28 protein-coding genes are annotated in these 26,132 nt (G+C 50.1%); 23 read left to right on the top strand and 5 right to left on the bottom strand.

The features are described 5' to 3' along the window. Positions 1 to 47 precede the first annotated feature (47 nt). The 18 genes from ACFQ2O_RS01225 to ACFQ2O_RS01140 all read left to right on the top strand — a co-directional run bounded on the left by ACFQ2O_RS01225 (position 48) and on the right by ACFQ2O_RS01140 (position 14,883). Positions 48 to 1,445 (top strand): porin, encoded by a 1,398-nt coding sequence (locus tag ACFQ2O_RS01225; protein WP_377522264.1) that lies wholly within the window; start codon positions 48 to 50, stop codon positions 1,443 to 1,445. Between the two features lie 174 nt (positions 1,446 to 1,619). Next, complete coding sequence (locus tag ACFQ2O_RS01220; RefSeq protein ID WP_377522263.1) at positions 1,620 to 2,963, top strand: MBL fold metallo-hydrolase; 1,344 nt, start codon at positions 1,620 to 1,622, stop codon at positions 2,961 to 2,963. A 60-nt stretch (positions 2,964 to 3,023) separates the two neighbouring features. Next, the gene (locus ACFQ2O_RS01215) at positions 3,024 to 3,335 is read left to right on the top strand and encodes a rhodanese-like domain-containing protein (protein ID WP_377522262.1); all 312 of its coding nucleotides are present in this window, start codon (positions 3,024 to 3,026) and stop codon (positions 3,333 to 3,335) included. Between the two features lie 451 nt (positions 3,336 to 3,786). Beyond that, entirely contained in the window at positions 3,787 to 4,770 is a 984-nt protein-coding gene (trxB, locus tag ACFQ2O_RS01210) for a thioredoxin-disulfide reductase (RefSeq protein ID WP_377522261.1), read from the top strand. Next, entirely contained in the window at positions 4,767 to 5,006 is a 240-nt protein-coding gene (locus ACFQ2O_RS01205; protein WP_377522260.1) for a hypothetical protein, read from the top strand. The genes trxB and ACFQ2O_RS01205 overlap by 4 nt, the downstream gene beginning before the upstream one ends. Positions 5,007 to 5,027: 21 nt before the next feature. Further along, positions 5,028 to 5,675, top strand: a complete 648-nt coding sequence (locus ACFQ2O_RS01200) for a Crp/Fnr family transcriptional regulator (protein WP_377522258.1) — start codon at positions 5,028 to 5,030, stop codon at positions 5,673 to 5,675. A gap of 155 nt (positions 5,676 to 5,830) precedes the next feature. Then, positions 5,831 to 6,694: a sulfite exporter TauE/SafE family protein gene (locus ACFQ2O_RS01195; RefSeq protein ID WP_377522256.1), complete on the top strand. Its 864-nt coding sequence runs from the start codon at positions 5,831 to 5,833 to the stop codon at positions 6,692 to 6,694. 126 nt (positions 6,695 to 6,820) lie between these two features. Further along, positions 6,821 to 8,233 carry an MBL fold metallo-hydrolase gene (locus ACFQ2O_RS01190; protein WP_377522254.1) on the top strand — a complete coding sequence of 471 codons (1,413 nt, stop codon included), beginning with the start codon at positions 6,821 to 6,823 and terminating at the stop codon, positions 8,231 to 8,233. A 169-nt stretch (positions 8,234 to 8,402) separates the two neighbouring features. Beyond that, positions 8,403 to 8,729 (top strand): rhodanese-like domain-containing protein, encoded by a 327-nt coding sequence (locus ACFQ2O_RS01185; RefSeq protein ID WP_377522253.1) that lies wholly within the window; start codon positions 8,403 to 8,405, stop codon positions 8,727 to 8,729. Between the two features lie 81 nt (positions 8,730 to 8,810). Then, positions 8,811 to 9,368, top strand: coding sequence for a YeeE/YedE family protein (locus ACFQ2O_RS01180; protein ID WP_377522252.1), 558 nt, complete (start codon positions 8,811 to 8,813; stop codon positions 9,366 to 9,368). 47 nt (positions 9,369 to 9,415) lie between these two features. Further along, positions 9,416 to 9,829, top strand: a complete 414-nt coding sequence (locus tag ACFQ2O_RS01175) for a YeeE/YedE family protein (protein ID WP_377522251.1) — start codon at positions 9,416 to 9,418, stop codon at positions 9,827 to 9,829. A 113-nt stretch (positions 9,830 to 9,942) separates the two neighbouring features. Continuing rightward, entirely contained in the window at positions 9,943 to 10,806 is an 864-nt protein-coding gene (locus ACFQ2O_RS01170) for an MFS transporter (protein WP_377522250.1), read from the top strand. Between the two features lie 9 nt (positions 10,807 to 10,815). Continuing rightward, positions 10,816 to 11,208 carry an MFS transporter gene (locus ACFQ2O_RS01165; protein ID WP_377522248.1) on the top strand — a complete coding sequence of 131 codons (393 nt, stop codon included), beginning with the start codon at positions 10,816 to 10,818 and terminating at the stop codon, positions 11,206 to 11,208. A 76-nt stretch (positions 11,209 to 11,284) separates the two neighbouring features. Continuing rightward, positions 11,285 to 11,647, top strand: a complete 363-nt coding sequence (locus tag ACFQ2O_RS01160) for a hypothetical protein (protein WP_377522246.1) — start codon at positions 11,285 to 11,287, stop codon at positions 11,645 to 11,647. Positions 11,648 to 11,790: 143 nt separating this feature from the next. After that, the gene (locus ACFQ2O_RS01155; protein WP_377522243.1) at positions 11,791 to 12,675 is read left to right on the top strand and encodes a DoxX family membrane protein; all 885 of its coding nucleotides are present in this window, start codon (positions 11,791 to 11,793) and stop codon (positions 12,673 to 12,675) included. Between the two features lie 51 nt (positions 12,676 to 12,726). Continuing rightward, positions 12,727 to 13,365, top strand: a complete 639-nt coding sequence (locus ACFQ2O_RS01150) for a TlpA family protein disulfide reductase (RefSeq protein WP_377522241.1) — start codon at positions 12,727 to 12,729, stop codon at positions 13,363 to 13,365. A 127-nt stretch (positions 13,366 to 13,492) separates the two neighbouring features. Then, positions 13,493 to 13,939, top strand: coding sequence for a DsrE family protein (locus ACFQ2O_RS01145; RefSeq protein ID WP_377522240.1), 447 nt, complete (start codon positions 13,493 to 13,495; stop codon positions 13,937 to 13,939). A gap of 20 nt (positions 13,940 to 13,959) precedes the next feature. Then, entirely contained in the window at positions 13,960 to 14,883 is a 924-nt protein-coding gene (locus ACFQ2O_RS01140) for a sterol desaturase family protein (protein WP_377522239.1), read from the top strand. Between the two features lie 80 nt (positions 14,884 to 14,963). On the opposite strand, the gene ACFQ2O_RS01135 is transcribed toward ACFQ2O_RS01140, so the two are convergent. From ACFQ2O_RS01135 to ACFQ2O_RS01120, 4 genes are all read right to left on the bottom strand, one after another. After that, the gene (locus tag ACFQ2O_RS01135) at positions 14,964 to 16,586 is read right to left on the bottom strand and encodes a bifunctional metallophosphatase/5'-nucleotidase (RefSeq protein WP_377522237.1); all 1,623 of its coding nucleotides are present in this window, start codon (positions 16,584 to 16,586) and stop codon (positions 14,964 to 14,966) included. Positions 16,587 to 16,611: 25 nt separating this feature from the next. Further along, the gene (locus ACFQ2O_RS01130) at positions 16,612 to 18,057 is read right to left on the bottom strand and encodes a bifunctional metallophosphatase/5'-nucleotidase (RefSeq protein WP_377522235.1); all 1,446 of its coding nucleotides are present in this window, start codon (positions 18,055 to 18,057) and stop codon (positions 16,612 to 16,614) included. A gap of 100 nt (positions 18,058 to 18,157) precedes the next feature. Then, the gene (locus tag ACFQ2O_RS01125) at positions 18,158 to 19,096 is read right to left on the bottom strand and encodes a YeiH family protein (RefSeq protein ID WP_377522233.1); all 939 of its coding nucleotides are present in this window, start codon (positions 19,094 to 19,096) and stop codon (positions 18,158 to 18,160) included. Positions 19,097 to 19,099: 3 nt separating this feature from the next. After that, positions 19,100 to 19,492, bottom strand: coding sequence for a rhodanese-like domain-containing protein (locus ACFQ2O_RS01120; protein ID WP_377522231.1), 393 nt, complete (start codon positions 19,490 to 19,492; stop codon positions 19,100 to 19,102). Between the two features lie 158 nt (positions 19,493 to 19,650). Between ACFQ2O_RS01120 and ACFQ2O_RS01115 the strand changes: the two genes are divergently transcribed. The 5 genes from ACFQ2O_RS01115 to ACFQ2O_RS01095 all read left to right on the top strand — a co-directional run bounded on the left by ACFQ2O_RS01115 (position 19,651) and on the right by ACFQ2O_RS01095 (position 24,718). Further along, the gene (locus ACFQ2O_RS01115; protein ID WP_377522230.1) at positions 19,651 to 20,037 is read left to right on the top strand and encodes a hypothetical protein; all 387 of its coding nucleotides are present in this window, start codon (positions 19,651 to 19,653) and stop codon (positions 20,035 to 20,037) included. Between the two features lie 204 nt (positions 20,038 to 20,241). Beyond that, the gene (locus ACFQ2O_RS01110; protein WP_377522229.1) at positions 20,242 to 21,894 is read left to right on the top strand and encodes a bifunctional metallophosphatase/5'-nucleotidase; all 1,653 of its coding nucleotides are present in this window, start codon (positions 20,242 to 20,244) and stop codon (positions 21,892 to 21,894) included. A 168-nt stretch (positions 21,895 to 22,062) separates the two neighbouring features. Further along, positions 22,063 to 23,109, top strand: a complete 1,047-nt coding sequence (locus ACFQ2O_RS01105; RefSeq protein ID WP_377522227.1) for a c-type cytochrome — start codon at positions 22,063 to 22,065, stop codon at positions 23,107 to 23,109. A gap of 616 nt (positions 23,110 to 23,725) precedes the next feature. Beyond that, the gene (locus tag ACFQ2O_RS01100; protein ID WP_377522226.1) at positions 23,726 to 24,154 is read left to right on the top strand and encodes a plasmid mobilization protein; all 429 of its coding nucleotides are present in this window, start codon (positions 23,726 to 23,728) and stop codon (positions 24,152 to 24,154) included. 147 nt (positions 24,155 to 24,301) lie between these two features. After that, positions 24,302 to 24,718 (top strand): hypothetical protein, encoded by a 417-nt coding sequence (locus ACFQ2O_RS01095; RefSeq protein ID WP_377522224.1) that lies wholly within the window; start codon positions 24,302 to 24,304, stop codon positions 24,716 to 24,718. A gap of 44 nt (positions 24,719 to 24,762) precedes the next feature. Here the strand turns inward: ACFQ2O_RS01095 and ltrA are convergent, their stop codons facing one another. Beyond that, entirely contained in the window at positions 24,763 to 26,100 is a 1,338-nt protein-coding gene (ltrA, locus tag ACFQ2O_RS01090; RefSeq protein WP_377522221.1) for a group II intron reverse transcriptase/maturase, read from the bottom strand. Positions 26,101 to 26,132: the final 32 nt, after the last annotated feature.

Raw genomic sequence — 26,132 nt, 5'->3', positions numbered from 1 at the left:
CTTCATAGGTGCAGCTCAGGCTGCACATCTTTTTTACACCCAACACGATGCGTAACAGATTTACCCTGGCGGCTATGCTGGCTGCCAGTATGGGCTGGGGTACGGCTTCTGCCCAGAAACACCACGAGGCCTATCCACCGGACACTGTACAGGTAAACAGCGTGCAGGAGGTCTTCACGAAAGGTACGGTGCACGGGCATGTACGGAATTACTTCATGGCTACCTGGAACCACCGCGAGCTATCAGATAACTATGCCAATGCCATCGGTGCGGAGATAGCCTATAAAACAGCTCGGTTCCATGGGTTCAGAGTAGGGTTTGCCGGGTTGTTTACCTACAACCTGTTCTCCTCCGGCATGGCACATCGGGATCCTATAACAGGTACACACCCTAAGCTGGAGCTGGAGCTTTTTGATGTGGAAGATCCGGAAAACAAAGCAGACCTGGACCGCCTGGACGAGCTGTACCTGGAGTATAAAGCAGAATGGCTGCACGCGAAAGCGGGACGGTTCAGCTTCACTTCCCCCCTGATGAATCCGCAGGATACCCGTATGAAGCCTTACTCCTTTCAGGGGATAAGCCTCCAGTTCCCGGTAAGGGAGAAGACGCTGCTGACACTGGCCTGGTTTGATCATTTCTCCCCCAGAAGTACCGTGGAGTGGTTCAAAGCAGGTGCGTCCATCGGGACGTTTTCTGCAGGTGTGGATGCACAGGGTAATCCGTCTGGTTACCCGCACCACACTTCCACAAAAGGGGTTGCCGTAACAGGCTTACAGGTTAATTCAGATGCAGCACAGCCGGGCATCCATGCGGAAGTATGGAACTACTGGATCGAAAATGTAGCAAACACCAGCTACGGCCGGACAACCATAGAACTTGCACCGCAGGTAAAAGCTGGTATAGAGGGGCTGTACCAGGTGCAGGCAGGCAACGGGGGCAACCCGGAAGAAGCACTGGCCTATTTCCCGGACCAGCACCAGTGGCTGGTAGGCAGTCAGCTAGCTTACGAGACCGGGACTTGGAACGTGTCGCTCAATTACCTCCACATAGGTGGCGAAGGGCACTTCCTGTTTCCACGGGAATGGGGCCGTGAGCAGTTCTTTGCCACCATCTCCAGGGGCAGAATGGAAGGTACCGGTAAATCAGACCTGCTGGTGGCGAAAGTAAAGAAACACTGGTCAGACAGGCTATCCGTAGAAGCAGCCGCTTCCAAATCCTGGATGCCGGGCCTGGATAACTATACGCACAACAAGTACGGTGCTGTCCCTTACATAGGCTGGTTAGCCGACTTAAACTACAGCCCTGCAAAACCAGTGCTGAAAGGGCTGAACTTTCGGTTGCTTTATGTTGGAAGAACATCGCCGGGTACAGACCTGCCGCTCAAAGCCATGTACTACACGACCAACTTTCACAACCTAAGCTTTATCACGCAGCTAAACTTCTAGGCTAGACACGTGCATGGGCATCAGCTTTATGCTACAGGCACCGCGCTTACACTACCAGGCCTATCCTAAACCTATACAGTACAATTCGTTGTGTGACAAACATCACTGAACTTGGTCCGCGTATACTTTAATTTTGTATTAGAAATTAAATCAACATCAAAAATAAGAAGACCTATGAAAATTAAACAGTTCGAAGACAAGGGCTTAGCGCACTATGCATACGCTATCCTGAGCGAGAATGCGAAGGAAGTAATACTTATTGACCCGGCCCGCGATCCGCAGCCCTACTATGATTATACAGCGGAACACGATGCTAAAATTGTAGGGGTGATTGAAACGCACCCGCACGCGGACTTTGTAAGTTCGCACCTGGAGATACACCTGAAGACTGGCGCCACTATTTACGCGCACAGCCTGGTGGGCGCCGATTACCCGCACAAAGCGTTTGACGAAGGGGCAGCGCTGCATCTAGGAGAAGTTAAACTGAAGTCGCTGCACACCCCCGGACACTCCCCTGACTCGATCAGCGTTGTGCTGGAGCACGAAGGAAAAGACAAAGCCGTGTTTACGGGCGATACCCTGTTCATCGGTGATGTGGGCCGCCCGGATTTGCGCGAGAGTGCCGGTAACGTAACGGCCAAGCGCGAAGAGCTGGCCCGCCAGATGTACCACAGCACCCGCGAAAAGCTGATGCAGCTGGCCGACGATGTAGTGGTGTACCCGGCACACGGCGCGGGCTCGCTTTGCGGTAAAGGCCTAAGCGATGCCAACAGCAGCACCATCGGCGATGAGAAGCTGGGGAACTATGCCCTGAAGCCGATGAGCGAAGACGCGTTTGTAAAAGTGCTCACAGAGGACCAGCCCTTCATCCCAAAATACTTCGGCTATGATGTAGACCTGAACAAGCAGGGCGCGCCGGATTACATCCCTAGCGTGGAAGGCGTGGCAAGGCTGGAGAGAAACTTCCAGCCCGAAGATGGCGCCGTAATCGTAGATGCCCGCAGCGAGAAGGTGTTCAAGCAAGGCCATTACAAAGGGGCGATCAACATCCAGAACGGTGGCAAGTTTGAGACCTGGCTGGGAAGTATCGTTGGTCCTAGTGAAAGCTACTACCTGGTCGGCGAAAGCGATGCGCAGTTAAATGAGCTGATCGCCAAGGCTTCCAAGATAGGGTATGAATTGCTGCTAAAAGGTGCGTTTGTATACGACAGGCAGGATGGTGAGCAGAGCGAGAACTTTGACAGATCTACTTTTGAGGAGAGTATGGCTGACTTCACCATTGTGGACATCCGCAACACCTCAGAAGTGAAAGGTGGTCAGTTCTTCGATAAGGCTATCAGCATTCCGCTGCCTGAACTACGCGAAAGGGCAAAGGAGATTCCGACGGACAAGCCGGTCGTGGTGCATTGCGCCGGCGGTTACCGCTCGGCAGCGGGAAGCAGTATTGTGGCGTCGGCCCTTCCTGATGTGAAGGTGCTGGACATGAGCGAAGCCGTTACAGAGCTGAAGAACAAATAAATTCTAACAGGAGGCCCTGCGCACAAGGGTCTCCTGTTAAACTTAATTATAGCAACGATCATGAACTATAAAGATATATCCGGAGAAGAGCTGAAAAAGCTACAGCAAGAACAGCCTGATGCCGTGGTGGTGGATGTTCGCACGCCTATGGAAGTAAGCCAGGGCAAGATCCCGGGCGCGCAGGTAATAGACCTGATGGATGCCCAGTTTCCGCAAAAAGTGGATGCGCTGGATAAGGAGAAGCCCTATGTGCTCTACTGTAGGTCGGGCAACAGAAGTGCCCAAGCCTGCAACTACATGGCGGGGCAAGGATTTACAAAACTGTACAACCTGAACGGTGGCATTGGCAACTGGCCTTATGAAACTGAATAAGTTAAAAATCAATACAAGCTCCAGGCTAATGTTGAGCATGTTGGCTGGCGGTGTACTGGGCTATCTTTTCTATGCTTTCTACGGGTGTGACGGTAGTTGTGCCATCAGCTCCAGTCCTTTGAATAGCACCCTATACGGCACTGTTGTGGGAGCGTTAGTTTCCAGAAGGTTTCCTTCGACTGACAGAAAATAGTAAGACCATACACCTACTGCCTGTGCTCATGAAGTGTAGGCAGTAGGTGTATGTAAGCCAGTCCTGCCCCTGGAGCATTACGGGCTTCACTGCTATCATGTGTGACTAAAATCACTGACGAGTTCTAAGTATAATGCTTCCTTTGTAAAGCTAGACAGCTTCCTGCTCCCTTATGGAAGTGAGGCTTTATTTGATAAAATTGAACAGGTTATAAGACAGTAAAACATACTGCCATTAGCTAAGAGATACCTATTTATAATGGAAACAGAAAAGGTAAAAGTGTTGATCATTGGTTCTGGCCCGGCTGGCTACACAGCTGCCATTTACGCGTCCAGAGCAGGGTTAAACCCGGTGTTGTATCAGGGCCTGCAGCCAGGCGGCCAGCTCACCATCACAAACGATGTGGAGAACTATCCCGGCTACCCGGATGGCATCAACGGTCCGCAGATGATGGAAGACTTTAAACGCCAGGCAGAGCGTTTTGGCGCCGACGTGCGCTATGGCATTGCCACTGCCGTGGATTTTTCCGCCAGGCCCCGTAAAGTAACGATAGACGATCAGAAAGTACTTGAAGCCGAAACAGTGATCATCTCCACCGGAGCATCCGCTAAATGGCTGGGCCTGGAGTCGGAAGCGCGCCTGAACGGCAGTGGCGTCTCCGCTTGTGCCGTGTGCGACGGCTTCTTCTACCGCGGTCAGGATGTGGCCATCGTGGGTGCCGGTGATACGGCAGCCGAGGAAGCTACTTACCTGGCCAACCTGGCACGTAAAGTATACCTGATCGTGCGCCGCGATGAGATGCGCGCTTCTGCCATCATGCAGGATCGGGTAAAAAGAACGAAGAACATAGAGATCCTGTGGAATACGGTGACAGACGAGATCATGGGCGATCAGGCGGTGGAAGCCGTCAGGGTGCAGAACACCCTGACCGGTGAGACGCGGGAGATACCGGTGCAGGGCTTCTTTGTAGCCATTGGCCATAAGCCAAATTCCGATGTATTTGCTCATTACCTGAACCTGGATGAAAACGGCTATATTCGAACGATACCGGGCACATCCAAGACAAATATAGACGGCGTGTTCGCCTGTGGCGACGTGCAGGACTTTACCTACCGCCAGGCAGTGACCGCAGCAGGCTCAGGTTGTATGGCCGCCCTGGATGCCGAGCGTTACCTGGCCTCTCTGGAATCGGAGCCTGCAACAGAGCTGGGTGCAACACTTAGCTTATCCGAAAAGACATGATGAAGACCTTAAAGCTTCAACTGCTGACGGGCTGGCACCTGGCCCGCTGGATACGCCTGGTGCTCGGCATAGCCCTGCTGGTACAGGCTATCGCGACAGGCGATGTGCTGGTTGGCGCATTTGCCATTTTGCTTTTAGGGCAGGCTGTTACGAATACAGGCTGTTGCGGACCATCAGGGTGCAGCGTGCCCATGACCAGTCAACACACAAAAGATACCACCGGACCTATTAAATAGGAAAAACGTAAATGATAAAATATGGAAAGTACAAGCAAAGAAGAATTACTGCAGAAATTCTCACAGTTAGAGCAGCCCCTGCAGGAGGAGATACTGGCGCAAAGCACCATCAAACACCTGGAAGAGGGTGAGGAAGCACTGCGTACCGGCCAGTACATTAAATCGACGGTGCTGCTTTCTAAAGGCTTGCTGAAGGTGTACCGCGAGGACGAAGAAGGCAATGAGTTTTTGATGTACTACCTGGAACCAGGGAACGCCTGCGCCCTCTCCATGATGTGTACCGCCCGCAACGAACAGAGCCAGATCATGGCAAAAGCAGTGGATGCGTCCGAGATCATCCTGATCCCATCGCACCTGTCTGAGCTGTGGCTGGCCAAGTATAAAAGCTGGCACAGCTTCGTGATTGCCTCTTACCGCCAGCGCTTCGAGGAGCTCCTGCAAACACTCGATAGCGTCGCATTCAAAGCCTTGGATGAGCGACTTGTTTTTTACCTGCGACGCCATGTAAAGGTAAGCGGCAACGAGGTAAAACTATCGCACCAGCAGATTGCCAACGAGCTCAGCAGTTCCCGTGAGGTGATCTCCAGGCTACTGAAAAAACTGGAGCAAACGGGCGCTATCACGCTTCACCGGAATTACATCGAAGTACATGACCTGGATGTCGTATAGGTAGAAAAACAGAAGCAAAAGGCGGCCTGAGAACACTCAGGCCGCCTTTTGCTTTTTAAAACTTACAGCAAATTTTCCTGTGTGACAACAGTCACTGTACGCCCCCCTGCACCACCCTACCTTTGTATCAGAAATCAAGCTAAAACATTAAAAAAATGGAAATACTCGGATACATTGCCGCCATGCTCATTGGCCTTTCACTTGGCCTGATCGGTGGCGGCGGCTCAATACTTACCGTACCGGTACTGGTGTATTTGTTGGGGTTAAGCCCTGTTATCGCCACCGCTTACTCCCTTTTCATCGTGGGACTTACCAGTTTGGTGGGCTCGTACAAGTTTTACCAGAAAGGACTGGTCAGTATGAAAACGGCTGTCGTGTTTGGGCTGCCTTCCATTGTGGCGGTCTACCTGACGCGGCGTTACCTGGTACCGGCCATCCCTGAGGATCTCTTCACAGTAGGGGACTTGGCCGTGACCAAAGGCGTGCTGCTGATGCTCCTGTTTGCCGCCCTGATGGTGTTTGCGTCCATTTCCATGATCCGAAAGAAAAAGGAGGCACCGGCAGAACCAGCTGCTGTGGTAGATGAGAACATAGATACGGAACTCGATGTGGAGCGAACAGATCCTGCGGAGAAGCACCCGAAACCGAAATTCAACTACGCTGGCATCTTGGCTGAAGGCCTGGTAGTAGGTACGCTGACCGGCCTGGTAGGGGCAGGCGGCGGCTTCCTGATCATCCCGGCGCTGGTGCTCTTCAGTAAGCTGGACATGAAGATGGCCGTGGGCACCTCGCTGCTCATTATAGCGGTAAAATCGCTGTTCGGCTTTATCGGCGACATTTACAATTATGAGATTGACTGGATGTTCCTGGGCATTTTCTCCGCCATCTCTATCGCCGGCATTTTCATTGGCACCTACCTGTCTACCAAAATCCACGCCGACAAACTGAAGACCTCCTTTGGCTGGTTTGTGCTCGTGATGGGCATCTATATCATCATCAAAGAAATATTCTTCGCATAGGCCTGGCAGGGTGATATAAGTCACAGACTTAGGCGCTTCTTCTCCCGAAATTTGTAGTGTTATCCAGGTAAAAGGGGGACAGCAAGACTTAGAAACCTAAAATCAAAAACTATAAAATCAACTACCATGAAAGTAGAGCAGATCTATACCGGTTGCCTGGCACAAGGCGCCTACTACATTGAAAGCAACGGCGAAGCCGCTATTATTGACCCATTGCGCGAAGTAAAACCGTACCTGGAGAAAGCGGAGAAAGACAACGCCGCCATCAAGTATGTGCTGGAGACGCACTTCCACGCCGACTTCGTGTCTGGCCATGTGGACCTGGCTAAGGCATCAGGTGCCACGATTGTCTTCGGACCAAATGCCAAGACTACCTATGACGCTTACATCGCAAAGGACGGCGACGAGTTTAAGGTCGGTGATGCAACACTAAAGGTGCTGCACACCCCGGGCCATACGATGGAATCTACCACGTACCTGCTGCTAGATGAGAACGGGAAGGACTACGCGCTCTTCTCTGGCGATACCTTATTTATCGGGGATGTGGGACGTCCGGATTTGGCCGCGAAATCTGACCTGACACAAGACCAACTGGCAGGACACCTGTATGACTCGCTGCGCAACAAGATCATGACGCTGGCGGACGACGTGATCGTTTACCCGGCACACGGGGCGGGATCCGCCTGTGGTAAGAACATGAGCAAAGAGACCAGCGACACACTGGGCAACCAGAAAAAAACGAACTACGCCCTACGTGCTGATATGACAAAAGAGGAGTTCATCAAAGAAGTGACAGATGGCCTGACACCGCCTCCAAGTTATTTCCCGCTGAACGTGAGGCTGAACAAGGAAGGCTACGACAACATTGAAAGCGTGCTGGAGCAAGGCCTGCAGGCCCTGTCGCCGGAAGCGTTTGAGGCGGCAGCCAACGAAACCGGTGCCCTGGTACTGGATACGCGCAGTCCGGAAACATTTGCAGCCGGTTTCATCCCGAACGCGATCAATATCGGTATCGATGGCAACTTTGCTCCCTGGGTGGGAACCTTGATTCCCGACATCAGGCAGCAGCTACTGCTGGTAACGGACGAAGGCCGGGAAGAAGAAGTAGTGACCCGTTTAGCACGTGTAGGCTACGATTTTACCATCGGCTACCTGAAAGGCGGCATGGATGCCTGGCAGCAGGCTGGCAAAGAAGTCGACGCTATCGATTCTATAGCTGCCGCTGCATTTGCCCAGCGCTATGAGCAGGACAATGCCATCAAAGTAGTGGACGTGCGCAAGCCGGGCGAGTTCCAGGCCGAGCACGTGGAGACGGCACAAAGCGCCCCGTTGGATTACCTGAACGAGCACCTGGCGGAACTGCCAAATGAAGAAACCATGTACCTGCACTGCGCCGGTGGCTACCGCTCTATGATCGCAGCTTCTATACTTAAAGCCAGAGGCTACGACAATGTGGTGAATATTGAGGGCGGATTCAAGGCTATTGCTGAAACCAGCGTACCGAAAACAGCTTTTGTTTGCCCAAGCACGCTTAAGTAATTTCCTGTAGTTAAAGACGCTTGAAGCGCTGGCGTAGTGTGATGCTGCGCCGGCCTTTGAGTTTCAGAGAGTTTTCTCTCCTGCGTGACCAAAGTCACAGACAAAGGCTTTCCTTATTCCGACCTTTGTATTGTAATTGAAACACAACAAGAATTTGAGGATAAAAGCTATGTTTAACATATTCGGATCAAAACCAAATAACTACGAAAACCTGGACGGAACAACGTTCAGAACCAGGTACCAAAGTGCTCCAAAAGCAGAATTGCTGGATGTGCGTACAGCCGGTGAATTTGCCGGAGGTTCTATCAAAGGTGCTAAGAACCTGGATGTGTCATCTTCGCAGTTTCAGCAGGCACTTAATACGATGGACAAGGACAAAGAGTACTTCGTGTTCTGCCGCAGCGGCAACCGCAGCGGATCTGCCTGCGACATCATGAGCAAAGAAGGCTTCAAAGCCTATAATCTGGCCGGCGGTATTGGTGCCTGGCCAAGATAATAAAGTGTAAAAATGAAAGAGTGGGAAGCTTAAAACAGGCTCCTGCCCTATCTACTAAACCTAAATTAAAAAGAGTAAGAAATGTTAGAGTTTTTGAGTCAACCATGGCCGTGGTATACATCGGGTATTGTCATTGCCTTTGTTATGGTATTGCTGCTATTCTTTGGAAAATCATTTGGAGTTTCAGCTAACCTGCGTACAATCTGCTCTGCCTGCGGGGCGGGTAACAATGTAAAGTTCTTCGATTTTGACTGGCGCGCCCAAACCTGGAATCTGTTGTTTCTGGTTGGTTCTGTTATCGGTGGTTTTGTCTCTGCCGAGTTTTTATCAAATGGTGAGATCGTGCAGATTTCACAGTCAACGATTCAAGATTTGAGTGCGCTTGGTATATCTGCTCCGGATGACCTGCAGCCGGAAGAAATATTTAGCCTGGAAGCTGCCTTTACGCTGAAAGGTTTCCTTATTCTGTTGCTAGGCGGATTTGCAATCGGGTTCGGGGCCCGTTATGCCGGGGGCTGTACTTCGGGCCACGCGATCAGTGGGTTATCTAACCTGCAGCTACCCTCGCTTATCGCTGTTGTAGGTTTCTTTATTGGTGGTCTGATCACTACCTGGATCTTGTTACCGCTAATTTTCTAAAGAAGCAGCCATAAAACAGTTATTGTTAAAACAAAGAATCAAATACCGTGAGAGGATTAAAATTTATACTAGCCGGCATCTTGTTCGGTATCGTGATGAGTAAATCGGAAGCCATATCGTGGTTCCGTATTCAGGAGATGTTCCGCTTCCAATCGTTTCACATGTATGGCATCATTGGGACGGCCGTGGTGCTGGGGGTGATTATCACCTACGTGATCAAGAAATACAAACTGCGTGATTACCAGGGCAATCCGATCGTCTTCACGCCGAAGGAAATGTCTGTTCCGCGCTACCTGATCGGAGGTACTATCTTCGGGTTAGGCTGGGCATTAACCGGAGCGTGTCCGGGACCGATGTTCGTAAACATCGGGTATCAATACTGGGCAATTCTGATAGCGGTAGGTGGGGCCATAGCTGGCACGTACCTGTACGGCGCTATTAAAGACAGACTACCGCATTAAAGATTTTGGCTAAAAGTTGAGTGTGTTTTGGAAGCCGCGGGCGTAAAGCCGGTGGCTTTCTGACACACTATCTGACATACTAAGTATATCAAGTTAAAAAGTATAAAACCAGCATGGCACAAACTTCGGAAACACAACTCGGCTTACGGGAGAATGCAAAGCAGTTCTGGCTGCTGGTGCTCGTAAACGGCTTTGTGGGCGCGATGGTAGGCCTGGAGCGCTCTGTGATACCTGAGTTTGCCGAAACGGTTTTTGGTATCAACGGACACACCGCCCTTTTGTCGTTTATAGTTGCTTTTGGCCTGGCTAAGTCGGGTGCTAATCTGGCAATGGGCAAGCTGGCCACAAAGTATACGCGGCGGCAGTTGCTGCTGATCGGCTGGCTGTTTGCCCTGCCCGTACCCTGGCTGCTGGTGTATGCCGATGCCTGGTGGTGGGTGATCCTGGCAAACCTGCTCCTGGGTATTAACCAAGGGTTGGCATGGTCAGCCACTGTCGTGATGAAGATTGACCTGGTGGGTGAAAAGAACCGTGGCCTGGCCATGGGGATCAACGAGTTTGCCGGTTACCTGGCAGTGGGGCTGGTAGCCTTTCTGGCAGGTTATATCGCTTCTACAACCGGTGAAGTAAGCTATGCTTTTATTCCGGGTATTGCCTTTTCAATAGCCGGTTTGCTGCTGACCGTCTTCCTGGTGCGCGACACGCACACCCATGTGCAGGCCGAAACCAAGCAGACGAATATCCCGCTGCTGCACAACATCTGGAAAGACACCACCTGGCGCCACGGCAATTTGGGCTCTGTCACGTTGAGCGGTTTTGTCAATAACCTGAACGACGGTATTCTCTGGGGACTGTTGCCTGTCATGTTAAGCACCAAAGGATATTCGCTTACAGAGACAGGCCTGCTAGCCGGTATTTACCCGGTCGTGTGGGGACTGGGCCAGCTGGTAACCGGAAAACTGGGCGATGTGCTCTGAAAAAAACAGTTGCTCAGCATGGGTATGCTGCTACAGGGTGTGGCTATAGGCCTGCTTTTGTTTGCCGGCTCCTACCCTATACTGGTGGCGGCACTCGTTGTACTGGGGGCAGGCACGGCCTTGGTATATCCTAATTTCCTGTCAGTGGTGGCCGAGAACACCCACCCAAGCCAACGGCCACAGAGCCTGGGCATCTTCCGGTTCTGGCGCGACTTTGGGTATGTGGCGGGTGCCGTGGTGGCCGGTGTGTTCGGTGACCTGTTCGGTCTGGATGCAGTAATACTGGGTACGGCCCTGCTCACCCTGGGAGCCGGATTGTTGTCAGAGTACCGGATGTGCTGCACCAAAAAGATGTTGTGGCACAGTAAAGAATGTAATACTGACCTTATGAAGACGACTTAACTTGAAGGGAGGATAGCGCAACGATGGCGTCTGCCTTTGTTCTACTAAAAACAGATACTGTACCGCATAAAAAAACATGAAAAACTACCTGCTGTTATCTTTAAGCTTCATGCTGCTGCTCTTCGCCCTGCCGAAGAACAGCAGCATGCGCAGCTTTGCAGAGCAGGCAGCACTGAAAAAAGACTGCACCTACAGCAAGCGCTTTGGCAAGAGGCCTTGTATAAGAAAATGCCTTAAACACCAGACGCACTCCAGGCAGCAGAACAGCGCCTCAGGCGTAGCTTCTGACTGCAGCCAGCAGGTGTATGCTCTGGTAAATACACTGCACGAAATGCCTGTGGTTTTCTTTACTGCGAAACCCAGTGTTGTACTTCCCCAACTCCGGAAGCACCTTCCTCCTGTGCTCGAGAACGACCCTGAGCCGCCCCGGCTTTCTTAAAATACACGTTGTCCATTGAAGGCACCAGCGTTCCTGCTTGCAGGTACAGCGGGTGCTGCTATACCTATAGCCTCACCAACAGGTGCGTTGGCATAGGGATGCTTACACTTTATTAACAGGTTATTTTAAGAAAATCAAAACGCATGGAAACTTCTCCAAAACAAAAAATATCATTCCTGGTGCTGCGCAGCCTAGGCAGCCTGATCTTTATTATGGCTGGCCTAAGCCACTTTGTGAAAACTGCCGGTGCAGCTGCCCGTCTGGAAAAGGCCCCGTTCGCGCACCTGGCTACCTGGATGGCACCAACCGAAACACTCATCATCCTTTCAGGTATTGGCCTGCTAGTAGGTGGCTTTATGCTGCTGGCCGGCTTTAAAACCAGGCTGGCTTCTGCCGGATTGTTGGCCATTCTGATCCCGATTACGCTGACCGTACAGGTAGGCAGCGGAGACTATGGGCCTTTGTTCAAGAACGTGGCGCTCATTGGTCTGCTTATTTTCTTTATTATAAACGGGGCGCTGTACTATAGTATAGACACGCTCCTGGAACAGAGAAAGCGAATCGTTCCCATGCCTGCGCGAAAGAACGGTTATGTAACGATAGTGGCTGTCGGGCTGATGGTACTGCTTGGTTCCTGCGCCACGACTAGTGCTCAAACCACTACGCAGCAGGGTGTCAGCGACACTACCGCCAATACAAACTATGCCGTACTGATCAGCCAGCCAAACCACCTGAAAGCCGCCGTGAATACGGCGGAGGAGATGACCAAAGACAGCAAGTACAACCGGGATTCGTTTGTGGTGATGGCCTGCGGCAAGTCGGTGGAAGCCTTCAAAAAAGACGGGGCGATGGCTGCAGAGATCGCCAAGGGCCGGGCTGCCGGGGTAACTTACATGTTGTGCGGGATGTCTTTGAAGCAATTCAATATTACTGCTGCCGACCTGGTTGATGGCGTGGAAATCACACCCAATGGCCTGACCTATATGTTTGACCTTAAACAAAAAGGCTATACCACTGTGGAACTTTAGTCACATATCTAGTAGAAATATCAAGCTAACTTAGCTTTAATAAAAATCAACATGATGAAAAAGAAGAAATTTTCGATAAAGGATATACCCGGCTGGGCCGTGATGCTTGGCATTTTCGGAATACTGTATTTAACCGGTTTGCATACCGAAGCCATTGGCCAAGTGCAGCGCATCCTGCTGGCGACAGGCATCAAAAACGCGGACGTGCCGGAAACCCTGCAGCACCCGGACGCTACAGCGGTTGTAGATGCCGCTGCCGTGGCCACTACAGAGATGGCCGGAGCCGGTTTTAAGATGGTAGACCTGCAGGGCAAGCAGGTAGCCTTTGAAAGCCTGAAAGGCAAAGTGGTGTTCCTGAACATCTGGGCCACCTGGTGTCCGCCCTGCATCGCGGAGATGCCCAACATCCAGAAGCTCTACGAGAAGGTAGGCTCAGATAACATCGCCTTTGTGATGCTTTCGGTAGACGAAGGTGGCATGGAGAAGGTGAAGAAGTACATTGACAAGAAGGGCTATACCTTCCCGGTGTACTTGCCAGCCAGCCAGCTTCCACAGGAGTTTCACTCAAATGCCATTCCAACCACGTTCATCATCTCCCCGGAAGGGAAAATCGTAGCCAAGCAGGAAGGCATGGCCGATTATGATACCCCTGAAGTGGTGGCGTTCCTGCAGGGGATGGTGAAAAAGTAATGCCTGCAAACCATACGCATAGTTTGCGAGAAGTGAACTATGCGTATGGCTTCAACCAATTGAATCATAGAAACTATACTTCTAAGCAAAACAAAGTTAGATAGTCATATACTTAAACAAGCAAATTATGAAATTGAAACTGATCATGCTGGTGCTGGTGGCTACGCTGGTGGCGCCCCTTTCCATGGCCCAGGCGCAAACAAAGGCAAAAGCTAAAAAAACCGAGCAAACGTCGCAGCGCAACATTGTGTACGATCTATCGGTAGCTGACACCGCCATGCATGCCGGCCTTATGAGACAACTCAACAATATCAAACGTGGCTGGCCGGATGCACAAATTGAAGTGGTGGTTCACGGCAAAGCGCTCAACCTGCTGGTTACCGGGAAATCTACCCAAGCTGACGCCATCAAAGAGCTGCAAGCAAAAGGGGTAATATTTGCTGCTTGCGAGAACACAATGAAAAGAGCCAAAGTAGAAAAGAGTCAATTGCTGCCTGGCGTTCCAACCGTACCAATGGGCATTGGTGAAATCGTTACCAAACAGGAAGAAGGCTGGAGTTATATTAAGTTTTAGAAACAATAAAAATAAAGCTGTTGTTAAAATACTGGCAGATCTTTCTCTCGTCTTTTACGGATTACGGGAACTACCTTTTGCAGGAAGTTCTGAATCCGGGGTGGGGTAACTATTTCTACTGGCTGATTGGCTTATCGCTTTTCTTCTGGCTTTTAGAAATAGTTAAGCCCTGGCGTACCCATCAGGCAATACTCCGAAAAGGTTTCTGGCTCGATGGCTTTTACATGTTCTTCAATTTCTTCCTGTTCTCGCTTATCGGGTTCAATGCCATTTCTAACATTGGTGTAGAAGCATTTAATGATTTCCTGGCGCTCTTTGGCGTTACGAACCTGGTCGCTTTTGAAGTGCAGTCATGGCCCGTTTGGGGGCAGCTGCTCACTTTGTTTTTTGTCCGTGATTTTATACAATGGAACGTACACCGGCTGCTGCACCGCTCCGAATTTCTGTGGCGCTTTCACAAGGTACATCATTCGGTGCAACAAATGGGCTTTGCAGCGCACCTGCGCTTCCATTGGGGCGAAACGATCCTATACAGAACGATAGAATACATACCACTGGCCATGATAGGCTTCGGAATTCAGGACTTCTTTCTAGTGCACATTTTTGCGACTTCTATTGGCCACTTTAACCATTCCAACCTCCATGTTCCGTTAGGTCCGTTGCGCTACTTGTTTAACAATCCGCAAATGCATATCTGGCACCACGCCAAACATATGCCGCATCGCTACGGGGCAAACTATGGCATCAGCTTAAGTGTTTGGGATTACCTGTTCGGAACGGTTTATATGCCCGAAGATGGCCGCGATATTGCGCTGGGCTTTGATGATGTAGCGCAGTATCCGGAGTCGTTTGTAGAGCAGCAGTTACAACCCTTCCTGAACAATCGCTCGAAGGGTGAGCCAAGTAGAATGGGAAAAGAAGTAAAGCACCTGGAGAAAGTATAACAGGTTAAGCTTTCTGGGAAAACAAAAGCCCCGTGGTAAATCTCTACCAGGGGGCTTTTGTTTTAGGAAGTAGTTTATACTTAGCGTTTGATGGTTACTTCGCCCATATTGGCCGGCATATCCACTGTCTTCATTTCCTTTAATTGCTGAATAATGAAGTCTGTAAGTGGTTGCGCTGTTCTGTTGATGTTTTGCCCCTTCCCTATCTCATCGAAATTGTGCAACCCAGTGAGCAAGCCGTTGTGGGTAACAACCCTATAGTTTTGGTCGTCATTTACTGGCTGGTTTTTGATTTGGGCCTTGCTAATTCGTTGTCCGACTGGCTTAGTAAGGTCCATTTCGTAGTGGATGCCTGCTGTCTGTATAAGGCCACCCACCGCTTCCAGTTTGTCAGCAGGCTTCAGGTTTTTGGCCGCCTGCTCCAGCGTCATCGTTAACTGCTTACCCGTCATGGTCAAGGTTACGATTTTAGATGGGTGTGGCAACAGATTGTATACTTCTTCACTTGTCACAGGGCCTGCCTTGATAGAGATACCATACCCTACTCCCGGCATGATGGCCACATCCCCTTTGAATCCTTCGAGCAGCAGATTGCCTACCAGTTTGTCAAACGGGCTTTCCGATTTGTACTGTCTGCCAATCGTCGCCGTGCTTTCCACCACATGTTCTTGCAGCTTAGCCAGGTGTGGTTTGCGCTGTTCGTCTATCAGCGCCTGTAGGGCTGCATCAGGCTGTAACTGCTCATTCCAGAGCCAATGATGATGCGTTTTCACATCAACCAGTTTATTATTTGTAATAACTAATTCCGTTTCGCCCAGCACCGCTGCATCAGACATGGCCTGCACCACATAGGTCTGCCCTATCTTTTTTCTTGGCTCCAAGATGTCGTGGCTATGGGCGCCTATGATCAGGTCTATGCCTGCTACTTCACGGGCCATTTTGTAATCCACCGCCGTTCCTTCATGCGATAGCACCACCACGATATCGGCTTTCTTTCGGAGCTCCGGCACATACTGTTTCGCGACTTCCTGCCCCACTTTAAAGGTAAGTCCTTTTACATTGTCCGGGTTACCAGTCTTAGGGGTATTGCGGTAGCCAAGCGTCAGAATAGCCACCTTTACCCCATTCTTTTCTTTGATGATATAAGGCTCTCCGAAAACGGGTTGTTGCGTATTATCATCCGTAATGTTAGCTGCCCGCATCGGGAAGGTTGCCATTTGCTCCAGCTCGCGCGTGCGCTGCAAACCATAGTCAAAATCATGGTTTCCGACCGCCATCAAATCATAATTCACCGCATTCATGAAGCGGATCATGGCTTCTCCTTTCGTCAGGTTGCCCAGCTGGTCGTCACTAAAGGTATCGCCCCCATCAACCAGCAATACATTGTCTGCACCTTTCTCCTTTCGCACATTCTTCACAGCGCTGGCCAGGTAGGCAAAGCCTCCTATCCTGGCTGCTTTATCAAACGTGATAAGCGTGTCACGACCCGCATCTCCGGTTTGAGCGGTAGCATTATCAGTTGTCGTCAGAAAAGGCATGTAAGTGCCGTGCATGTCGTTGGTATGCACGATGCTGATCAGTTTCTGTTCCTTTCCTGTCATTTCACTAGAAGTAGTTGATGTTGGATTTTGGTTTGTACAGGCGCCGGCAAACATGAGTGTTGCCATCCCCAATGGGATGCCTAGTTTCCTATTTAATTTCATAGAAGTATCGTCTAGTTAATGGGATTTATACTGCCGTGAAAGTGCCCAGCAAATCAGCACGGACAGGTGAGTACTTTTCCAGGTATTGTTGCATGGCTTCAATGGCCTTTATACCTGTGTCAGAGCGGTTGGTGCCATACTTTTCCGGCACGCCCTGCTCTGTCACGAAGGATACTTTATAGCTTCGATGCAGGTCTAGTTCTTCGTCATTTACAAAAAGCTTTTGGATACGGGTGCCTTTGGGTGCTTCTATTTTTATAAAGGCCCTTAAGCCCATACACCGTTTTACAAAGCCACCTTGCTGTGCGTAGGGGTCCGGCGAAAACGTTTTCTCCAGGTTCTCTTCCAGCATGTCCTGCAGTTCCTGCCCCGTCAGTTCCACCGTTTGTATAGGCGGGTTCATGGGGATGATGTTGTACAGGTCGTTCAGGGTAACAGACCCAGTAACTATTGGTGCTCCGTAACGCCAGCCATTTGAAAAGGCCAGCTCTGCTCCTGTTGCATGCAGCATACTTTGCAGCAGAAAATTATCCATGGTCGATTCCAGAATGTTATTCCGGTCCAGCACAGTAGCCGTCTCCCCCACTTTCTGTCTTAACTCTTGTTTGTAAGGCCGAACAGCTTGCTGCACCAACTCCAGCATGTGGGCATCGTCGGGTAATTTATCCGAGACTTCTACCAGCTCATGTTTATAGTTGGAGATGCTGCCATTTTGTATGGTCAGATCCAGCCGCCCCAGGAAGGAACCATGACAGCCGGACTCTATTACAATCGTTTGCCCCTGTTTCACAGCTTTAGAGGTACGGTAATGGGTGTGGCTACTCAGGCAAATATTTACGCCTTCCACTTCGGAAAGCAACTTCATATTCTGCGGAAAGCCCAGGTGAGAGATCAGAACAATGAGATCAACTTTTTCTTCCTGCTTTAGTTTTTGGATGTAGCCGGGCAGTTCTTCGTTACCCAGCGTAAGGTAGATGCCTTCGCTGAAATGGGGCGGCATGGTCTTATCAACGATGTTACAGGCAATGCCCACTATACCTATTTTCAAGCCATTTACCTCTTTCAGCGTGTAAGGCGCAAACACCAGCTTATCTGTAGCTTTCTCATACACATTGATAGCCAGCATAGGGTAGTTGAGCATGGCGGTCAGTTTCCTGAACTGCTCCGGGCCGTAGGCAAATTCCCAATGTGCCGTCATGGCTGCCAGGCCAAGTTCGTTCAGCACAGGTACCATCACTTCCCCTTTGGATGCAACAGCTGGATAGGTGCCGTGAAAAGTGTCTCCGCAATCTAATGCCAGCACGCCTTTTTGCTCTTTTCGAAGCTGTTTTAAGTACCCTGCTATTTTGGCAAAGCCACCTGCTGGACGGTAGTTCGTTGTGCCACTCTCCCAGAACATTTCCTGGTGTTGCTCCAGGTAGGCATGGGTATCGTTGAGCTGAAGAATGGTTAAGTTCGTTTGTTTTTCCATAGTTAAGTAGCTAGGGCTACACAACTAGGTTTTGTTAGTTGTGCAGCCCTAGCTTTTAATATGTTATATGATACCTTTTACAGGCAATCCTACTACTCTGTTAAATTACATAGTAAACTGCCAGCAGAGAGCCTGTGGCCACCATCAGCCAAAGCACCACTCCTTGCAAGAATGGCCTGATACTAATGGTTTTGAGCAGCGACATGCTGATGCCTGCTCCAGTCAGAAACAAGCTTATAACCAAGCCTTTTCTGGCCAGTAGGATCAGCCAGCCATACACTTCGCTCAGGCCACTTAGAAAAGTGTTGAACAGGGATGCTACCAGGAAGAAAAGTATGAACTTCGGGAAGCTTGCTTTGCCTTCAGACTTAAATAGAAAGCCTGTGATCAGCACCATCGGGAGTATCCACAGCGCCCGCGTGAGTTTAAGCGTAGTGGCAATCTCAAGTGCTTTTTCACCGAACTGGGTGGCAGCCCCTACTACAGAGCTGGTATCATGAATGGCAATAGCGGCCCAAACCCCAAACTGCTCCTGCGATAGCTGCAGCTGCTTGCCGATGAACGGGAAAACAAACAAAGCCAGCGCATTCAGGATGAACACCACACCCAGCGCCACAGAGATTTCCTTTTCTGATGCTTTGATAGCCGGGGCAACGGCTGCAATGGCACTTCCCCCGCAAATGGCCGTACCAGCAGAGATAAGGTGGTTTAGCTTTTTCTCCACGCCAAACAGTTTCGCTAATAGCAACCCCACCACCATGGTGGCAACAAGCGAGATGGCTGTATAGAAGAAGCCTGTCAAGCCCGTTTCAGCCACCTGGTACAGGTTAATGCCGAAACCCAAGCCTACTACCGAAGCTTGCAAAGAATACTTGGTAAATTTGCTCAGCTTTACCGGGTACGGGTTACCGAAAATCAGACCTAACACGATACCTGAGAATAAAGCAAGCGGCGCACCAATAAGGTCGGTTATTACTATCAGCAACAATAGGAGCCAGAAAATGCCCAGTTGAATATATCTTTTGCTTGAAATCTCCACGGTTTATTTTGGTTGTACCCCTGCTGCTTGGAGTGCATCGAACCCTACAGTTGCATTATAAAGGTTGTTGAAACTGTTGCGCTTCATGACTGCTGTGGCACGACTACTTCTGTTCCCGGATTTACAGTACAACAGGTAAGTAGCGGCTGTATCCAGTTTGGCTATTTCCTGTTCAAAATCCGGTGAAGTATAGTCTATATTAACAGCGCCTTCCAGGTGGCCGTCCTGAAATTCATATGGGGTGCGTACATCCAGCACTATAATATCCTGCTCAGACGCAAGAAGCTGCTTTACTTCTGTTGCATTCAAGTTTACGTTTGTACCACCTGTTCCCTGCCGGCAACTGCTAAATCCGAAAAGCAGCACAAAGGCAATTAGTTTTACTGCATAGTTCATAACCATAGTTCAAGCTTAGTTTTAAAATTTCTGTAGGCTGCAAGTACACACATTGTAGCCTGAACCTATGTGACAAATGTCACAGTGAAGCTCATGCGCTTTCGCTTGTTTTGTAAAACAGCACAGCAGAACTGTGTTATAAAACTTAGAACCTGTACTTGAAGCACTACCTGCACATATGGGCTATATTGATGTTAATCCTACATCTTTCGACGCTGACTGCGATCAGCTTCGTGCCGGGAGAGCGTGCGGGTGTGTCAATCAAAAAGGTTTGCCTGAGAAAAGAAGCACAAAAGCTATTGGCGGCATCAGCTGGTCAATCCATAAACTTAAGGCAGCTGCTAAAAGAAGTGCCAGACACCGAGAATGGGCAGCAAGACGGGCTAGTTGAAATCTCTTGTTCTGTACAACTGCTAAGTACCGCACCCGCTGATGCGTTGGTGTTCGTACCACCATACTTGGAGCGTCAAAAATCTGGATACAATCAGTTAGTTTATAAGGCTCTTAGCAAATTCTTAGAGCCTGATCCGCCCCGGCTTAGCTAATCACTTTCCCTATTCAGTGGCAAAAACTGGTAAAGTATAGCCTGTGGTTTGCTACAACTACCAGCACCCTTCCTGCTCCTTTAAGAACAATGCTTTCAGGTTATGAGCTTGAAGAGACGGTATGCCCATCTAAAATTATTTATCATACTTAAGATAAGCCTATTCTGCTTAGGCTTATCCATCATTCCTATTTATCAAAAGACCATGAAGCTGAACTTCAAAAGATTTATACTTTCTACCCTACCAGTTATGGGCTTAGCTGCATTTAGCTCTTGCCAGTCAACAGGAAAGGGTGAAACCACAGCCAACAACGCTGGCATCGAAACCATCACCATTTTACAAACAGCCGACATCCACGGGCAACTGATGCCCCACCAGGAGATGTTCGTAGAGAACGGCGCGTTTGTGTTCAAGGAACGTGGCGGTATGGCCCATATTCAAACACTCTTCAAGCAGGTAAAAGCGGAAAACCCTGGCGGAACTGTGATAGTGGACGGCGGCGACCTGATACAGGGGAGCGCCGTGGCCGCCATGTCGGAAGGAGATGCCATTGCCCCTGTTATCAAGGCAATGGATTATGACTTTCTGATTCCGGGTAATTGGGAAGTAATTTTCGGTAGCCAGAAAATGCGCAGCATACTGGCCTCCTATGGCAAGCCGGTGGTATGTGCCAACATCTATGATGAAGCCAGTTCAGAGATGCTGTACCCGCCTTATATCATCAAAGAAATGAAGGGTATTAAGCTGGGCTTTATCTCCTACAACGACCCGGAAGTGCCGGTTCGCCAAAACCCGGTATTCAGCAAAGGGCTTATTTTTAAAGGTCTGGAAGATAACCTGCAACCGCTTATAAAAGAACTGAAAGTAGAAAAAGGCGTGGACATCCTGTTCCTGGTAACGCACCTGGGTATTTCGAAGCAGATCTACCTGGCTGATCAGCCTGAAATGGAAGGCGTAGACTTTGTATTGGGCAACGATACGCACGAGAGAATCAGAAAACCACTGAAGCGCAAGTATGCGCAAGTGGTAGAACCGGGTGGCTTCGGTTCTTTTGTTGGTCGCCTGGACCTGCAGGTTAAAGACGGTAAAATAGTAGACCAGCGCTATGAACTGATAGATGTAGACCCAAAGAAATACCCGGCTGACCCTGTCGTACAGGAAATAGTGGACGAGCAGATAGCACCTTACAAAGCGCAAATGGATCGTGTGTTAGGCCATACTACGGAGCCGCTGTACCGCTACCTGGTAGTGGAGAATGCGCTGGATAACATGATCACCGACGCGGTTCGCTGGAAGACGGGCGCTGATATTGCCATCTCCAACGGCTTCCGGTTCGGTACCCCGATCGTACCGGATGCATCGGGTAAAGCGCCCATCACCTACAGCGACATCTGGAACATGCTGCCCGTGAACGAGAATGTAAAAACAGGCAAGGCTACTGGCCAGCAGATACAAAACTGGATGGAACAGGAACTGCACAACGTGTTTGCCGAGAAACCGCTGGAGCGTTTCGGTGGCTGGGTCATTCGCTTCTCCGGTATGGAATTGACCTTCAAAGCGAATGCCCCTAAAGGCGAGCGTGTGCAGTCTATCACGGTTGGTGGCAAACCGCTTGACCTGAAGCGTGAATACACCATGGCTGCCTGCCGCAGAACCGGTGAGCCAGACCATGTGCTGTGCCGCATGCCGAATACCAAAGATCCGAAAGTACTGGATTATACCGTTCACGATGTGATGGAAGAGTACCTGAAAAAGAATGGCACCGTATCTCCGAAGATAGATGGAAGAGCCAACGTATTGGACCTGGAGTCGCCGGTACTTTCGCAGCTGCCAAACGTGGATTATACTTTCAGATAAGAATGTAGTTTAGTGTTTGTGTTTCTAAGAGCAGGAAGATTATACTTCCTGCTCTTTTTTATGACCAATTGCTAAGGTTTTGTAATGAAATACATCATGTGACAAAAGTCACATACATGTTCATAGGTATAAACTAGCTTGTACTGCTATTCACGCTATACTGCCCTTATGAAAAGAGATCATGACAAAGAGTTTGGAAGTCTGCTGATTAAGTTCTCTAATTTAATAGGCTTGAGCGCACTTACTACCATGCTACTGCTACTACTAGTAGTAATCTTCCGTTTAACTCCGGCTCATACATATCTTCCCGACCTGAACCAGGTTTTTCAGAATAGTGCTTCAAATGAAGTTACTGAACCTATAACAGACGGTGAGATGTGGAAAGCCCCTGATTTGGCATCGCTACCTGCCACACCAGAGGGTGATCTGATACGCTATGGGCACGAACTGGTAAAAAACACAGCTCAACACCTTGGACCTGAAGGAAGTGTATTGCATATATCAAACGGAATGAACTGCCAGAACTGCCACTTGGATGCCGGCACGAAGCCCTTTGGTAATAATTATGCGTTAGTTGCGTCTACCTACCCTAAGGTTAGAGCAAGATCCGGAATGGAAGAGGATGTGACAAAGCGGGTAGAAGATTGCTTTGAACGTAGTTTAAACGGGACTGCACCTGCTAAAGACTCAAAGGAAATGCAGGCATTGGTTGCTTACATTCAATGGGTTGGGAAAGACGTTAAGAAGGGAGATAAAGTAAAGGGCTCCGGTTTGCTAAATATAGAGCTGCTGGAACGTGCAGCCAGCCCTGTACTAGGCAAGGCAGTATACATACAGAAGTGCCAGGTATGCCACGGCGAAGAAGGCGAAGGCATGAAACCAGCAGGAAGTGCGGTGTATGTGTACCCGCCACTATGGGGTGAAAATAGCTACAACGACGGCGCCGGTTTATACCGTATTTCCAATTTTGCCAAATACGTGAAAGCTAATATGCCGCTGGGGGCAACGTATGCCAACCCTCAACTGACCGATGAAGAAGCCTGGGATGTGGCTGCTTATGTGAATTCACTGCCGAGACCCAAGAAAGACACCAGCAAAGACTGGCCGGATATTTCGAAGAAACCATTCGACCATCCCTTTGGTCCTTACTCGGACAGCTTTAGTCAAGAGCAGCACAAATATGGGCCGTATCAGAAAATTAAAGAAGAACGATAACTTACCTAATTTTCTATAGCGGTAGTTAAAAAGTCGCTTTAACCACAGCTTATCAGCTTCATTTAAGGCAATAATTAACCGTTCCCGATGCCGATGGAGAAGGTGTCACAGGCACCTTTGCGAGTCATCCCATCAAACATGTGTTGCATGTTCTTCCCTACCCCTCTAATCAGGATAATTAGCAAGACCGGCTTAAGTATGCAGGATGTGCGCAGCCTCTTGGCTCTTTCCTGAAAAAGCCTTAGGTCTTGCTTTAAAGTAGGATTAGAGCCGGGCAAAGGTTATGCATCTTGGGAGAAACCACGCTCCTCATGTGCCCTTTCTCCCTTTTGTACTTCACCCCCACTGGCGAGAATCACAGGTACAAGCTGCACAAGGAAGGGAGGGAACAGGGAACATCATTCGGAAATTATTTCCCGTTTTGGCAATCCTATAGCGCCCCCGCCGCATGCGCAGTGAAAATTCACGATCCTGCCTGTTCCGTTTTTGAACCACTCCATCCGGCAGCGGTCTTGGTTTTGCAAGATGTGTTTTTGTGCCCACAAAAACCCCTTGCCCCCTTTCCGCCGTAGGCGGTAAGGGAGGGTATGGATTATTCGCAACTCATCATCCAGGTATGGAAAAGGGAACAAAAGCACAGGAGTGGAAACCGCGCGGCGGCAGGCCCAAAGTGAGAGCGGAAGACCGGCGGGAGAACCTCCTGAAGGTGCGCCTGACCAACAAGGAGCGCAGTGACCTGGAAGCCAAGGCCGGTGCGGCGGGTTACACTGATTTAAGCGCCTATATCCGGCTGCGGCTGTTCTCGGAGCAGGGCGCTGGCCACAACCCGAAAGAGCTCTTCCACGCCATCGACAAAACCGGGGCGGCGCTCAAGAAGGTCGGCACCAACCTCAACCAGGTGGTGCGCTACCTGCACTACCTGGAGAAAAACAACATGGTCAGCGAACAGACCATAGCCGAGTACAACCAGCACTTCCGGATGCTAATCGAGGTGGAGGAGGAGTATGTGAAAGCGATACGTGCCTTCCTTCGGACTACCCGCTAATGGGCATTGCGTGTTGCGGAACACGCAATGCGGATACTATATATCACAGGCTATATATAGTATATTCGTTAGTCCAGTTACGGTTATCTGTCAAAAACGACATTAAACCGTATGTTTACGCATATCCAGTAGTTGGGCGATATAGAAATGGAAAATTGGGATAAAATAAAGGAGTCAATACTATTTGAATATCAAGGTGACTGGAAGCAAATAGTAATTGAGAATTATGCTCTGCACCAGCACAACGAGTTGGTTAGCTTTATTGACCAAACATACGGCATAAATCCAGCAGAAATTCCTGCCCAAGCTGATAGCTTTCAGATAGACAAAATCACATTACATATCTATCAGAATGAGGATTGGCAATTTGATTTTAATCCAAAGCAAACCAGTAATACCGCTGACTTAAACAACGTAATTGAGTTTATGACACGGTTGTCCTTAAGATTTCAGGAGCGTGTATTCTTAACCCATGAAGCTATCAATGACTACCCCTTAATTACTGTAGGTGAAGACATGCTCAGCTTCAACTATGAATTTTGGAATAAGTATAAAGAATTATAAAGCAGAACTACACTGCCCAAATCGTGTAGACGGCCCCGCCACCGTTAGGTAGCGGGGTGCGCCTCACACACCACTGTACAAGCGGGTCTCGCATACAGCGGTTCGTTAAGTTGTGGAGCTACTTTCCTGTAGTAATCGAGCATCGATTCGTATCCCTTTCGGACTAGCCGTTTCACCGTTACCGTCGTTATCAGAATCGGACTTTGAGCTACTGCCCAGCCTCCTTTCCTGGTCCTGCTCCAGGCATAGGCCTGCCACTTGGGGACGCCCAGCCGAATCAGGTTCTTCCTTTTCCGTTCCGGTCGCTTCCAGTCATGCCAGATGCAGTGCCTCAATCTGTTGCGCATCCAACTGTCGAGGTCTTTGAGTTTGCCCTGTATACTTGCCATGCGGAAGTAATGGACCCAGCCTCGCTGCGCCTCTTTCAGTTCCCGGACACGCTCCTCGAAAGCTCTTGGCGTGGTTTTCCGGGTGATAGCCTTCAGCTTTTGTTTCAGCCTTGCCCACGCCTTCTTTGCCACCACCAGCTGGTATTTGCCCTTGTCGCCCTTTCTGTAGGTAGGCACGAACCCGTGGCCCAGCAACTGGAAATCCACAGGCCGCCTGATGCCGGACTTCTCCCGGTTGATGGGCAGCTTCAGCCTGTCCCGGAGGAACAGGAACATAGCATTGCCCACCTTTCGGGCTGTCTCTTCACTTTGGGTGTAGACGCTGAAGTCGTCGGCGTAGCGGACGTAGCGCAGCCCCTGCCTCTCCAGCTCCTTGTCCAGCTCGTGGAGCAGGATGTTGGAGAGAAGCGGCGAGAGCGGGCTACCCTGCGGCACACCTTTCCTGCGTTTGACCAGCCTCCCGTTGATGAGGATGGGAGCCCGGAGCCATTTGCGGATGAGGCGCAGCGTGAGGGGGCATTTTACCTTCCGGTAGAGCAGTTGCAGCAGCAGGCAGTGGTCCACCTCGTCAAAGAAGTTTCTCAGGTCTATATCCACAATATGCTGATAGCCCTCATGGATGTACCTGTGTGCCTGCTGCACTGCCTGGTGGGCGTTGCGGTTGGGACGGAAGCCGTAGCTGTGCTCCCTGAACTCCAGCTCAAAGAGCGGGCTCAGCACCTGGTTAACCGCCTGTTGCAGCACGCGGTCGGTGACGGTGGGAATGCCCAGCAGGCGATTCTTGCCGTTGCCCTTGGGTATCTCTACCCCCAGGATGGGCCCGGGCAGGTACCTGCCGTTGCAGATGGCCGTGGCGATGGCGTCCCTGTTTTGTTTCAGGTGCGCTGCCAGTTCCTCTACCCGCATACCGTCCACGCCGGCCGAACCTTTGTTGGCCACAACGTGCGTGTATGCCCGGAGCATGTTGCCCCGGTGGAGTACCTTCTCGATCATCTGTTGCTACTACTTGTACTGTAATCTCTGCC

This window comes from Pontibacter rugosus, assembly GCF_042678745.1.
Lineage (GTDB): Bacteria > Bacteroidota > Bacteroidia > Cytophagales > Hymenobacteraceae > Pontibacter > Pontibacter rugosus.
The sequence above is the reverse complement of the archived record's forward strand: the minus strand, read 5'-3'. Positions and strand labels throughout refer to the sequence as shown.